This window comes from Aestuariivirga litoralis, assembly GCF_003234965.1.
GTDB classification, from domain to species: Bacteria; Pseudomonadota; Alphaproteobacteria; order Rhizobiales; family Aestuariivirgaceae; genus Aestuariivirga; species Aestuariivirga litoralis.
This window is the reverse complement of the sequence record NZ_QKVK01000013.1, coordinates 25,967-37,766: the sequence shown is the minus strand read 5'-3', so window position 1 is coordinate 37,766 and position 11,800 is coordinate 25,967. Positions and strand designations below refer to the sequence as shown.

At 66.5% G+C, this 11,800-nt stretch carries 11 protein-coding genes and 1 pseudogene; 8 read left to right on the top strand and 4 right to left on the bottom strand.

Annotated features, from left to right (window positions below):
• Nucleotides 1-61: 61 nt before the first annotated feature.
• Nucleotides 62-667 carry a glutathione transferase GstA gene (gene gstA, locus DK847_RS19285; protein ID WP_111200185.1) on the bottom strand — a complete coding sequence of 202 codons (606 nt, stop codon included), beginning with the start codon at nt 665-667 and terminating at the stop codon, nt 62-64.
• Nucleotides 668-792: 125 nt separating this feature from the next.
• Between gstA and DK847_RS19280 the strand changes: the two genes are divergently transcribed.
• Nucleotides 793-1,239 (top strand): hypothetical protein, encoded by a 447-nt coding sequence (locus DK847_RS19280; RefSeq protein WP_111200184.1) that lies wholly within the window; start codon nt 793-795, stop codon nt 1,237-1,239.
• Here DK847_RS19280 and lipB read toward each other — a convergent pair whose 3' ends face one another.
• Entirely contained in the window at nt 1,240-1,905 is a 666-nt protein-coding gene (gene lipB, locus DK847_RS19275; protein ID WP_111200183.1) for a lipoyl(octanoyl) transferase LipB, read from the bottom strand.
• A 66-nt stretch (nt 1,906-1,971) separates the two neighbouring features.
• Here lipB and DK847_RS19270 point away from each other — a divergent pair, with 66 nt between their 5' ends.
• From DK847_RS19270 to DK847_RS19250, 5 genes and pseudogenes are all read left to right on the top strand, one after another.
• Complete coding sequence (locus tag DK847_RS19270) at nt 1,972-4,611, top strand: DUF2339 domain-containing protein (protein ID WP_111200182.1); 2,640 nt, start codon at nt 1,972-1,974, stop codon at nt 4,609-4,611.
• Nucleotides 4,612-4,615: 4 nt separating this feature from the next.
• Complete coding sequence (locus DK847_RS19265; RefSeq protein ID WP_111200181.1) at nt 4,616-5,275, top strand: class I SAM-dependent methyltransferase; 660 nt, start codon at nt 4,616-4,618, stop codon at nt 5,273-5,275.
• 292 nt (nt 5,276-5,567) lie between these two features.
• Nucleotides 5,568-6,317, top strand: a pseudogene (gene rpsB / locus DK847_RS19260) (30S ribosomal protein S2); the annotation flags it as partial.
• Nucleotides 6,318-6,413: 96 nt separating this feature from the next.
• Nucleotides 6,414-7,334 carry a translation elongation factor Ts gene (tsf, locus tag DK847_RS19255; protein ID WP_111200179.1) on the top strand — a complete coding sequence of 307 codons (921 nt, stop codon included), beginning with the start codon at nt 6,414-6,416 and terminating at the stop codon, nt 7,332-7,334.
• Between the two features lie 149 nt (nt 7,335-7,483).
• Complete coding sequence (locus DK847_RS19250; protein WP_111200178.1) at nt 7,484-8,530, top strand: linear amide C-N hydrolase; 1,047 nt, start codon at nt 7,484-7,486, stop codon at nt 8,528-8,530.
• 46 nt (nt 8,531-8,576) lie between these two features.
• On the opposite strand, the gene DK847_RS19245 is transcribed toward DK847_RS19250, so the two are convergent.
• Together DK847_RS19245 and DK847_RS19240 are read right to left on the bottom strand one after the other, a co-directional pair.
• Nucleotides 8,577-9,068: a hypothetical protein gene (locus tag DK847_RS19245; protein ID WP_111200177.1), complete on the bottom strand. Its 492-nt coding sequence runs from the start codon at nt 9,066-9,068 to the stop codon at nt 8,577-8,579.
• Nucleotides 9,069-9,233: 165 nt separating this feature from the next.
• Nucleotides 9,234-10,262: an AraC family transcriptional regulator gene (locus DK847_RS19240; RefSeq protein WP_161957391.1), complete on the bottom strand. Its 1,029-nt coding sequence runs from the start codon at nt 10,260-10,262 to the stop codon at nt 9,234-9,236.
• Nucleotides 10,263-10,503: 241 nt separating this feature from the next.
• On the opposite strand from DK847_RS19240, the gene pyrH reads away from it, so the two are divergent.
• Entirely contained in the window at nt 10,504-11,223 is a 720-nt protein-coding gene (gene pyrH, locus DK847_RS19235; RefSeq protein WP_111200175.1) for a UMP kinase, read from the top strand.
• A 4-nt stretch (nt 11,224-11,227) separates the two neighbouring features.
• Complete coding sequence (frr, locus tag DK847_RS19230) at nt 11,228-11,794, top strand: ribosome recycling factor (RefSeq protein ID WP_111200174.1); 567 nt, start codon at nt 11,228-11,230, stop codon at nt 11,792-11,794.
• Nucleotides 11,795-11,800 lie beyond the last annotated feature (6 nt).

Genomic DNA, 11,800 nt, shown 5'->3' with positions numbered 1-11,800 from the left:
AAAAGGATCGCCGGGACAGGCCCGACGATGATGGGAGAGAGGAAAACGGAGAGGCGTGCCCTTACGCCAGCCCTTCCTTCTTCAGCGCAGCCTGGACTGCGGGCCGCGCGCCGACCCGGTCGATATAGGCCACGATGTGGGCGTAGGGCGACAGGTCGACATTCACATGCTTGGCCCAGCCCAGCACCACGAAGGCATAGGCGTCGGCCACCGAATAGGTGTCGCCCAGCAGGTAGGGCTTCGTGGCCAGCTGCTTGTCGAGCCAGCCGAGGCTGCGCTCGACGCGGGCGATGATGGCCTTCTTGCCATCCTCCGGCATCGCCGGGTTGAACAGGCCGCCGATGCCCTTGTGCAGTTCGGACGCGACGAAGTTCAGCGTCTCCATGGCGCGGTAGCGGTCCATCGTGCCGAAGGCCGGGAGCAGGTTCGACTCCTTCGCCTTGTCGGAGAGGTACTGCAGGATGGTGGCAACCTCGGTCAGCACCTCGCCCTTGGCCAGTTCCAGCGTCGGCACCTGGCCTTTGGCGTTGATGGCGGTGAAGTCGGCGCCCGTCTCGGTCTTCTTGGCGCGCAGGTCGACCTTCTCGAGGTCATAGGGCTGGCCAAGCTCATTGAGCACGATGTGCGGGGCGAGCGAGCATGCGCCGGGGGAATAGTAGAGCTTCATGTGCAGTCCTTCTGATGGGCGTGTGGTGAGGAGCTAATGTAACAATTCTCGTCACAATTACAAGCGCGACGTTGGACAAGCGCTCCGGTTGCGACGTATGACGGCAGCGATTCATGGAGTGTCCAATGCGCCGTCCCGCCCTTGCCGCAGCCACCCTCTGCGCCGCCTTCTCGCTCGCCGCGCCGGCCCAAGCCGATTTCGTCAAGAACGCCGCCGAGTGGCAGCGCCTCGGGCCGGAAGGGCAGGCGGCCTATGCCATGGCGATCTTCGACGTGCAGACGGTGGTCACTGCCGACAACAAGTACACCGCCGCCCGCGCCATGGGCCTGAGGGCCTGCGGCGTCGGCCTGCAGCTCAAGGGTGCCATGGTGGCGCAGGCCATAAACGTCTTCTACCGCGACCATCCGGAGGCCCGCGTGGTCACGCCCTTCGTGGCCTTCAACGGCTATTTCGAGCGTGGCGTATGCAGCCCCTTCATCAACAAGGCGCGCGAGGAACTGGGCCTGAAGCCGATGAAGGCGGCCCCGCTGCCCGAGTCGAAGCTGCAGCCCGATCAGGGCCAGCCGCAGTAATCACCCGAAGATCGGACGGAAGGTCTTTCGCAGCGCCACGTCGAGGTCGGCCATGGTCACCGGAAGGCCGAGGTCGACGAGGCTCGTCACCCCATGCTCGCGGATGCCGCAGGGTACGATGCCGGAGAAATGTGCAAGCTCCGGCTCCACGTTGATCGAGATGCCGTGGAACGTCACCCAGTGCCGCACGCGGATGCCGATCGCCGCGATCTTGTCCTCGCGCGCGCCACGCCGCACCCACACGCCAACGCGGTCCTCGCGCCGCTCGCCCTTCACGTTGAACTGGTCGAGCGTGTCGATCACCCATTGCTCGAGCGCGGCGACGAAGGCGCGCACGTCGCCGCCCCGCCGCTTCAGGTCGAGCATCACATAGGCCACGCGCTGGCCCGGGCCGTGATAGGTATATTGTCCGCCGCGACCCGTCCTGAACACCGGGAAGCGATCACGCTCGACGAGATCCTCCTCTTGGGCGGAGGTGCCGGCCGTGTAGAGCGGCGGATGCTCCAGCAGCCAGATGCGCTCGGGCTCCGTTCCCCTGGCAATCGCCTCGACATGCGCATCCATGCGCGCCATCGCGTCAGGGTAGGGCACGAGTCCCTCCGACACGTCCCAGGCGACCTCGTCCGCCGATTTCAGCGTCAGGCGTATATCATCGCGCGCAGCCATGCCCGCTTTTCCCAGTTTCGGACTCCTCCCGCAACCGTGTAGTCTGGTGCGCGGGGAGAGAGTGGAATGGACGGATTCGCCTTTCTGATCGCCGTCGTCACCTTCGTGATGGCGCTTGTCGCCCTCAACCGCACGGCGAAGCTGCAGACCGCCAATTTCAAGCTCTCGCAGGAGATTGAAAGACTGAAGGCGGCGCGACCTGCGCTGCAGGACGCTTCACTCCCTGAGCCACCGATGACAACGGCGGCCGAACCGCCCCCTCCCGAAACCGCCGCTGCGAAGCTGGAGGACACACCCAGCGAACCGGACATGGCGCCTCCCCCCTCCGCGGCGCCCTTGCCGCCGCGTGACGTGGAACAGGCGCTGGCGGGCCGCTGGTTCGTGTGGATCGGCGGCGTGGCCATCGCCATCGGCGGCCTGCTGTTCGTGAAATACGCCTATGACAACGGCCTCATCTCGCCGGTGCTGCAGGTCATCCTCGGGCTGGTTGCCGGTTTCGCGCTGGTCGGTGCTGGCGAGTGGGTGCGTCGGCGCACGCCGCCCGCCGCGGGCCCGGCACCGAACTACGTGCCGGCAGCACTCTCGGCGGCAGGCCTTGCCGTTCTGTTTGGCGCGCTCTACGCCGCCTATGCGCTTTACGGCATCCTCGATCCCGCGGCTGCCTTCCTCGGCCTTGCCGCGGTCGGCCTCGGGGCGCTGGCCCTGTCACGCTGGCAGGGGCCCCTCATCGCCGCGCTCGGCCTTCTCGGCTCCTATGTCACCCCGGCGCTGATCCCGTCCGCCGATCCCTCCGCCTGGACGTTCTTCCCCTATCTGCTGATCATCCTCGTGTCGGCGCTTCTGGTGTTGCGCGGACGTGCCTGGTGGTGGCTGGGCTATGCCGCCATTCTCGGAACCCTCACATGGAGCGGCCTCTGGCTCATCGGTCCCTTCGAGCCAGGCGATGTGTGGCCCATCGGTCTTTCCGCTCTGGTCACCGGCCTTGCTGCCATGCTGGTGCTGGAAGGTCCGGCAATGCTGCGTGATGAATCCTGGCCGCATCATCTCGCCGAAGCATCGCGCGGGCCCCTGGCCATTGCCAGCACCGGGCTTTCGGCGGCGGTGGCGGTTCTGGTGGCGCTGGCGCTGCGCGGTGGCCACGGCGATGCGGCACTTTCTCTCCTCTCCGCGGGGCTGGCGCTGCTGGTGTTCTTCGCCTGGCGCAAGCATGCGCTGGTGCTGCTCGCTCCCGCCGCCGCCGTGGTGATGCTGGCCGTGCTGGGCAGCTGGCGCGAGGCGGCCTTCCATGCCTGGACGCTGGACGAGCATGGCATCTGGAGCTGGAGCAGCTATTTCGGTCTCGCCACCCAGCGCTTCCTGCGCTGGATGCTGGGGGCAGGCGGCGCCTTCACGCTGGTTGGCCTGGCGGGCGTGCTGTGGCGGCGCGGCTCGCCGGTCTGGGGTGCCCTGGCGGGCGGAGCGGCGCTGGCCTTCCTGTGGGTTGCCTGGGCGCGGGTGGATTTCATGATGTCGGCCGCAGGCTGGGCAACGCTGGCCGCAGGCACGGCCATGCTGCTGCTGCTCGTCACCTTGTGGTGGAGCCGCCGGCCGACGACCGATGCGCTTGGCGCCGGCCTGCTCGCCGCTGGGGCGGCGGCGCTCCTGGTCATGGCGCTCGACCTGCTGCTCGATGGCGTCTGGCTCAGCCTTGCCATTGCCGCACTCGCACTCGTCTATGCGCTGGCGAGCGGCGTGCTGAAGCCGCGCCTCATGGGCCCGGTCACCGCGGCGCTGGCAAGCCTTGTGGCGCTGCGCCTCTTCCTGTCGCGTGAACTGTGGAGTGACGACGCGAGCCTCCCCTTTGGTGAGCACTGGGTGCTCTACGGCTACGGCCTTCCGGCCGTGGCGCTTTATGCCGGCAGCAAGGCTTTGCGCCGCCATGGCCAAGAGCCATCCGCCGTGGCGCTGGAGGGGATCAGCCTCGGCCTCGTCATATCGCTGCTGTCGCTCGAGATCCGCGTGCTCATCGGGGGCGGCATCACCTATGAGGATCCGCGCTTCCTCGAAATGGCGGCGCATATCCTCACCTGGGCGGGGGCCGCCTATGGTCTGATACACCGGCAGCGGCTGTTTTCCTCGCTGGTGGCGACATGGGGCGCGCGCATCCTGCTGGCCATGGCGGCGGCGGGTGCGGTGGGCCTGAGCCTGCTGGCGCTCAACCCGGTGGTCACGGGTGAGCCCGTGCCGGGGGGCAGCATCTTCAATGCGCTGCTGCTCGCCTACCTGCTGCCGGTGCCGCTGGTCTTGCTGATCGCCCGCCGCCTGGACGTCATTGGCTGGGGCAGACTGAAGCCCGCGGCCCATGTGCTGGCCCTGGTGCTGCTCTTTGCCTATGTGACGCTCGAGACCAAGCGTCTCTTCCAGGGCATGATGATGACGCCGTGGTCGCAGTCGCTGGCGGAGAACTATGCCTATTCGGCGGTGTGGCTGGTGTTTGCGCTGGCGCTGTTCGTGGCGGGCATAAGGCTGGCGCGCCAGCCGGTGCGCCTCGCGGGCCTTGCCGTGCTGGCACTCGTCGTGCTCAAGGTCTTCATCGGCGACATGTCGAACCTCGGGGGGCTGCTGCGCATCGCCAGCTTCGTCGGGCTCGGCTTCTGCCTCGTCGGCATCGGCTGGCTCTACCAGCGCTTCGTGCGCGGGTCTCCGGTGCCCCAACCTGCGGAGTGAGAGAATGGGAAAGACCATCGGCCTGACCGGGGCGCTCGAAGCCTACTACGCGGCCCATGCCTGCCGCGAAGCGCCCATCCTCGCCGAGCTGCGCCGGGAGACGGCAAGGCTCGGCGGCGAAGCGCAGATGCAGATCGGCCCGGAGCAGGGCGCCTTCATGTCGCTCCTCGTCCGGTTGATGGGCGCGCGCAAGGTCATCGAGTTCGGCACCTTCACTGGCTATTCCTCCCTCGCCATGGCGCTCGCAGGCGCCGGTCGCATCACCTGCGCGGACGTCTCGAAGGATTTTACCGACATTGCCCGGCGCTACTGGCAGAAGGCCGGCGTGGCGGAGCGTATCGACCTCCACCTCGATGGCGGCAATGCGGTCATTGCCCGCTGCCTCGCGGCCGGGGAGGGCGGCAGCTACGACCTCGCCTTCATCGACGCCGACAAGTCCGGCTATGACGGCTATTACGAGGGATCCCTCCTGCTCCTCCGCCCCGGCGGCCTTATCCTCGTCGACAACACGCTGTGGGACGGCGACGTGGCCGACCCGATGAAGCAGGATGCCGACACCGTGGCGATCCGGGCGCTCAACGACAAGATCCTGGCCGATGACCGGGTCGAGATCTGCCTGGTGCCGATCTGCGACGGGTTGACCATGGCGCGGAAGATTTCCTGATGCCGCCACCCCGGCGACAGCCGGGGCCCAGCTTTCCGCAGGGGAAACGCCCGAAGCTGGGCTCCGGCTGTCGCCGGGGTGACGGGTCTTTTGGGGTCTGGGGCTGGCCATCCCCGCCCACTTGCCTTTCCTCCGCCACTCCGTTATAGCCCGCCCCGTTAACTGCAACTCACACGCGGAGTCAGGCTCCGGCACACGAGGTTCGCCTCCACATAGTGCCAGATCCATCCGGTGCCGGGGCAACCCGGTCACTCTCTCCGCGGCGGATCAACCGGAAAAGGACCGTACCCGCATGGCACTGCCTGAATTCACCATGCGTCAGCTGCTCGAAGCTGGCGTTCACTTCGGCCACCAGACCCACCGCTGGAACCCGAAGATGCGCAACTACATCTATGGCAGCCGCAACGGCATCCATATCATCGATCTTTCCCAGACCGTCCCGCTGCTCCACCAGGCGCTCGTCGCCGTGGCTGACACGGTGGCCAAGGGCGGCCGCGTGCTGTTCGTCGGCACCAAGCGCTCGGCCTCGGAACTCGTCGCGGACGCTGCAAAGCGTTCGGCCCAGTATTACGTGAACTCCCGCTGGCTCGGCGGCACGCTCACCAACTGGAAGACCATCTCGCACTCGATCAAGACGCTGCGCACCACCGACGAAGTCCTCGGCAAGGAGCATTCGGGCCTGACGAAGCGCGAAATGCTCGAGCTCACCCGCACCAAGGAGAAGCTCGACAAGGCCCTTGGCGGCATCAAGGACATGGGCGGCGTTCCCGACCTGCTGTTCGTGATCGACACCAACAAGGAACAGATCGCCATCAAGGAAGCCAACCGTCTCGGCATTCCGGTGATCGCGGTGATCGACACCAACTCGGACCCCGCCGGCGTCACCTACCCGATCCCGGGCAATGACGACGCGGGCCGCGCGGTCGCTCTCTACTGCGACCTCGTCAGCCGCGCCTGCATCGAAGGCATCTCGCTCGCCCAGTCGGGTTCGGGTGTCGACATCGGCGCCGCCGAGGAGCCGATCGCGGAAGAACTTCCGGCCGCCGAGTAATCGGCCCCGGCCGTCACTTGAATGTCACGGGGCCTGCCGCATGAACACGGCGGGCCTCACGCTCTTTCAAATCACAAGAGGTAGATCATGGCCGATATCACGGCTGCAATGGTGAAGGACCTGCGCGAGAAGACCGGCGTGGGCATGATGGATTGCAAGGCTGCTCTCGCAGCGACGAATGGCGACATGGAAGCCGCCGTCGACTGGCTGCGCGCCAAGGGCCTCGCCAAGGCCGCCAAGAAGTCGACGCGCGTCGCCGCCGAGGGCCTCGTGGCCGTCGCCGTCGATGGCACGACGGGTGCCGTCGTCGAGGTCAACTCGGAAACCGACTTCGTCGCCCGCAACGAGAAGTTCCAGGCCATGGTCGCCGAGATCTCGAAGCTGGCGCTCAAGGCCAATGGCGACACCGAGATCCTGAAGACCATGAAGGTCCCGGGCTCCACCCACGCCGTTGCCGAATACGTGGCCGAACTGGTTGCCGCCATCGGCGAGAACATGACGGTGCGCCGCACCGCGCTGCTCGCGGTGAAGGACGGCGTCATCGGTTCCTACGTCCACAACCAGATCGCCCCCGGCATGGGCAAGATCGGCGTCATCGTGGCGCTCGAGTCGACCGGCAACAAGGCGTCCCTCGCCGAGTTCGGCCGCATGCTCGCCATGCATGTCGCCGCCACCAACCCGGTCGCCCTCACGCTGGAGCAGGTGCCCGCCGACGTGCTGGCGCGTGAATCCGCGATCCTCGAGGAAAAGAACGCCGGCAAGCCCGCCAACGTGCTGGAGAAGATCGTGGCCTCGGGCCTCAAGACCTTCGCCAAGGAAAACTGCCTCCTCGAGCAGGCCTATGTGCATGACGGCGCCAAGACCGTGACGCAGGCCATCGCGGATGCCGCGAAGGCCGCGGGCGCCGACGTCAAGCTTACCGGCTTCGTGCGCATGCAGCTGGGCGAAGGCATCGAGAAGAAGGAAGACGACTTCGCGGCGGAAGTCGCCAAGATGTCCGGCAACTGAGCCGCATCCCATCGAGACAACGAGAGAGGCCCCGGAAACGGGGCCTCTTTTGTGTGATTGGCGCCGATCGATGGAGAGTTTGACCTCCCTCAATGGACTTCACTCCAGGACATGCTTACGCTCCGGTCACCCAAACAAGGAGCTGGTCCATGCGCCGAACCCTCACCGCCATCCTCGCCCTCGCAACTGCGGCCGTCATCGTGCCGGCGGCCGATGCCTGCACCCGCATCGTCTATTCGGGGGCCGGCACCAACCATCTCGTCGGCCGCACCATGGACTGGGCGGAGGAGACCGGCACCGACCTCTGGGCCTTCCCGGCCGGCATGAAGCGCGATGGCGGCGTGGGGCAGGGCTCGATCGAATGGACGTCGAAATACGGCTCGGTGATCTCCGGCTTCTACAACATCGCCTCGGTCGACGGTGTCAATGACGCGGGCCTCTCCGGCAACGTGCTCTATCTCGCCGAGAGCGACTATGGCGATTACAAGACATCCGGCAAGCCGCTGCTCTCCGTCGGTGCCTACCTGCAATATGTGCTCGACAATTACGGCACCGTGGCCGAGGCGGTGGCGGCACTGGAAAAGCAGCCCTTCGCCATCGTGGCGCCGGTCCTGCCGGACGGCCATGCGGCAACCGGGCACCTCGCCATCACCGACAAGTCGGGCGACTCGGCGGTGTTCGAATATCTCGGCGGCAAGCTCACCATCCATCATGGCAAGCAGTATACGGTGATGACCAATTCACCGCCCTATGACCAGCAGCTGGCGATCTCCACCTACTGGGACACGGTGGGCGGCCTCAACTTCCTGCCCGGAACCAACCGCGCGGCCGACCGCTTCGCGCGCATGAGCTGGATGCTCAACGCCGTGCCGCCCGGCCTCGAGGATGATGCCGCGGTGGCCGAGGTCATGTCGCTGATCCGCGCCATCTCCGTGCCGCTCGGCATGAGCGACCCCCAGCACCCCAACATCGCCGCCACGCGCTGGCGCACGGTGGCCGATCTCGATGCCGGGCGTTACTTCTATGAAAGCGTCCATACGCCATCGGTGTTCTGGGTCGACCTCGGCAAGCTCGACCTCAAGGCCGGCGCCCCCACGCTGAAGCTCGATCTCTCCGGCAACCCGATCCTGTCGGGCGAGGTGTCGAAGTCGTTCAAGCCGGCGGAACCCTTCAAGTTCCTGGCGCCGCAGGGCTGAGGCGGCAGGAGCCTCCCCCGCCCAGCAAGCGGGGGAGGACACGCACTCAGGCTTTCGACAGGATGCTCTGGAACCCGCCCAGCAGCCGCACCACGGGCGACAGGCTGTCTTCGTCGATGTCATAGATGTTCAGCCAGCGGGCCACGCTGTCGAGCAGCATGACCGCCTGGCTGGCATAGTCGCTGAGCAGGATCATCGTCACCGACTCCGCCCGCGGCAGCTGCTGCAGCAGGTCGCGAGCCATGGGGGCACCGGCGTCGAGGGTGATGCTCACCGCGATGGGGCTGCCGCCGTGGCGGTAATGCGCCAGGACGCGGCCGTCCTCGCCGATGTCGATCTGGCAGCTCATCCAGCGGCCACCGGGAATGCCGGCCAGCAGCGGCGCCACCCAGTCGAAAAGCTCCTGTGCCGTCACGTCCTCATCGCCGCCGGCGATGATCACCTGGTCGAAGGCCAGCGGCGCCATCTGGGGGATGGGCAAGGCCTCGCCCTGCGCCGTGGAGAGGGGGGCGCTGCGGGCCGGTTGGGTCTTGGGCATCAGGCACGTCCTGGAATGGGGTGTTCACACCGCGGCTCAACACGCGCCGCGCGCTCCCCCTGTCCTGTCGCCGCCTAAGAACGAGAAGCCCGTTCGATCTATTCCGCTTCCTGCATGAATGCCATCGCCGCGCGATTGCACGAGGGCTGCTCCTGTCGCTAAATGTTAAGTGGTATGACCGCGCAGGCGCTGCCGCATGGTCTGGGGCGAAACGCCGTACCAGCCGCGGGCAGCCCGCGAATAGGCGCTGGCATTGGAATAGCCGCACAGGTAGCTGATTTCCGACAGCGGTGTCGAAGTGCCAAGCAGCCTGTCGGACAGGTCACGCCGGGTTTCCTCCACCAGTGTCTCGAAATTCGTGTCGAGTTCACCAAGCCGCCGCTGCAGGCTGCGCTCGCCCATCGCCAGCGATGCGGCGACGCGCGGCAGGTTCGCCTCGCCCCACGGCAGCAGCGCGAGGATCTGCTCGGTCACCTGCAGGCGCAGGTCGCGGCTGCGGTCGATGGCGTCGAGCGCCGCCCGGCAGGCTGCCTCCATCATCTCGAACAGGCGCGGATCGTCGTTGCCGGATGGTGTGTCGAGCGCCGATGCGGGGATCGACAGCGTGTTCAGGGACGCGGTCTGGAACGATACGCCCGGGCCGAAGTAGTCGCGGTGCAGCACCGTGCTGCGGGGCCGCGGCCGCAGCAGCGCAACCGCCCGCGGCCGCCAGCCCGGCCCGAGAAACCCGCGGATCACCTTGACCAGCAGCGCGGCGCGGAAGTCGGTATACTGGTCGGGATAGTCGATCAGCCTGGTGTATCGCCAGCGGATGGTAACGTCGTCCTTCTCCTCCACCATGTCGAAATGCGCATTGTCGGCCACCATGCGCTGGTAGGTCTGGTAGATGCGCAGTCCCTCGCGCAGCGTGGGCGCATGCAGGATGGCAAAGCCGAAGGCGCCGGAATCGCCCTGGCGGAAATGCAGGGCGTAGCGCAGCCCGATGCAGTCGTCCCCGCTGACGATCTCGAGGAGGTGGAACAGCCGCATGAAGGCGTCGAGGTTGATCCTGAGGTCGGACCGGCTGAGTTCGGCCACGTCGATCCCCACACTCTGTGCCAGAGGCGCGAGGTCAACCCCCTGCAGCCGCGCGAATTCCTCCAGCCGCCGCCCGGCGGCGGCGATCACGGTCTGGGGGTTGGTCGGGAAGGGCAAGGACGGCTCCCTGGGGTCAAACAGGCGGTTCCGAAAGTTAAACGCTTGTCGCCGAAGGGTAAGCAATCAGGGGTGGCAGACTGGCCTGTCGCACACGAAAATATGTTGAAAGATCAACTTCATATTGCGGGCACACCCGAGCATCAACCCAGGAGGGAATGGTAAAAGCGGGGGGCGTGCTGTGACGAATCGATTTCGGGCTTCTAGACTGCAAATCTTCTCATCAGCGGACCGGTTCCCCATGGCTTCCCCCACCTACAAGCGCATCCTCCTCAAGCTGTCCGGCGAAGTCCTCATGGGCAACCAGCCCTACGGCATCGATCTCGATACGGTTGGCCGCCTCGCCGACGAGGTTCTGGCGGTGGCCGCCACCGGCGTCCAGCTGGCCCTGGTCATCGGCGGCGGCAACATCTTCCGCGGCCTTGCCGGGGCGGCCAAGGGCATGGACAGGGTCTCGGCCGACCACATGGGCATCATGGCCACGGTCATGAACGCGCTGGCCATGCAGGGGGTCCTGACCCGCAAGGGCATGGATGCGCGGGTGCTCTCGGCGATCGCCATGCCCACCGTCTGCGAAACCTACTCCCGGGCCAAGGGCATCCACCACCTGGAGGCGGGCAGGGTGATCATCTGCGCGGCGGGCACCGGGCTGCCCTTCTTCACCACCGACACGGGTGCGGCCCTGCGGGCGGCGGAACTCGGCTGTGACGCGCTGTTCAAGGGCACCAGCGTCGACGGCGTCTACTCGGCCGACCCCAAGACCGACCCCTCGGCCCGCCGCTTCGACCGGATCACCTTCGGAGAGATCCTGTCCAAGGACCTCCGCATCATGGATCCGGCCGCCATTGCCCTTGCGCGGGACAATGGGATTCCGGTAGTTGTCTTCTCCATCAGGAAGCCCGGCGCCGTGCTCGAAGTGGTCAACGGCGGCGGGCTGTTTACCACAGTGACGAAGGAATGACCCCATGGCCCAGCCCCAACCTTTCGACGCGGCGGACATCAAGCGCCGCATGCATGGCGCCGTCGATGCGCTGAAGCACGATTTCGGGGGCCTGCGCACCGGGCGTGCGTCGTCGAGCCTGCTCGAACCCATCCATGTCGATGCCTATGGCGCCAACATGCCGCTTGCCCAGGTGGCCTCGGTTTCGGTGCCCGAGCCGCGCATGCTGCAGATCAACGTGTGGGACAGGGGCCTCGTCATCGCCGTCGAGAAGGCGATCCGCGCCTCGAACCTGGGCCTCAACCCCCAGACTGAAGGCCAGGTCATCAGGCTGCGCATGCCGGACCTCACCCAGGAGCGCCGCAAGGAACTCGTCAAGGTCGCCCACACCTATGCCGAGAAGGCCCGGGTGGCCGTGCGCAACGTGCGGCGCGATGGCATGGACCACCTGAAGCAGCTCGAGAAGGCCCACCTCATGAGCGAGGATGACCACAAGAAGAAGGCCGACGAGGTGCAGAAGATGACCGATGACACCATCAAGGACATCGAGCAGGTGCTGAAGCACAAGGAACAAGAGATCATGCAGGTCTGAGGCTCT

Coding starts and splice junctions, on each gene's coding strand:
- gstA (WP_111200185.1), bottom strand. CDS start 667: ATGAAGCTCTACTATTCCCCCGGCGCATGCTCGCTCGCCCCGCACATC.
- DK847_RS19280 (WP_111200184.1), top strand. CDS start 793: ATGCGCCGTCCCGCCCTTGCCGCAGCCACCCTCTGCGCCGCCTTCTCG.
- lipB (WP_111200183.1), bottom strand. CDS start 1,905: ATGGCTGCGCGCGATGATATACGCCTGACGCTGAAATCGGCGGACGAG.
- DK847_RS19270 (WP_111200182.1), top strand. CDS start 1,972: ATGGACGGATTCGCCTTTCTGATCGCCGTCGTCACCTTCGTGATGGCG.
- DK847_RS19265 (WP_111200181.1), top strand. CDS start 4,616: ATGGGAAAGACCATCGGCCTGACCGGGGCGCTCGAAGCCTACTACGCG.
- tsf (WP_111200179.1), top strand. CDS start 6,414: ATGGCCGATATCACGGCTGCAATGGTGAAGGACCTGCGCGAGAAGACC.
- DK847_RS19250 (WP_111200178.1), top strand. CDS start 7,484: ATGCGCCGAACCCTCACCGCCATCCTCGCCCTCGCAACTGCGGCCGTC.
- DK847_RS19245 (WP_111200177.1), bottom strand. CDS start 9,068: ATGCCCAAGACCCAACCGGCCCGCAGCGCCCCCCTCTCCACGGCGCAG.
- pyrH (WP_111200175.1), top strand. CDS start 10,504: ATGGCTTCCCCCACCTACAAGCGCATCCTCCTCAAGCTGTCCGGCGAA.
- frr (WP_111200174.1), top strand. CDS start 11,228: ATGGCCCAGCCCCAACCTTTCGACGCGGCGGACATCAAGCGCCGCATG.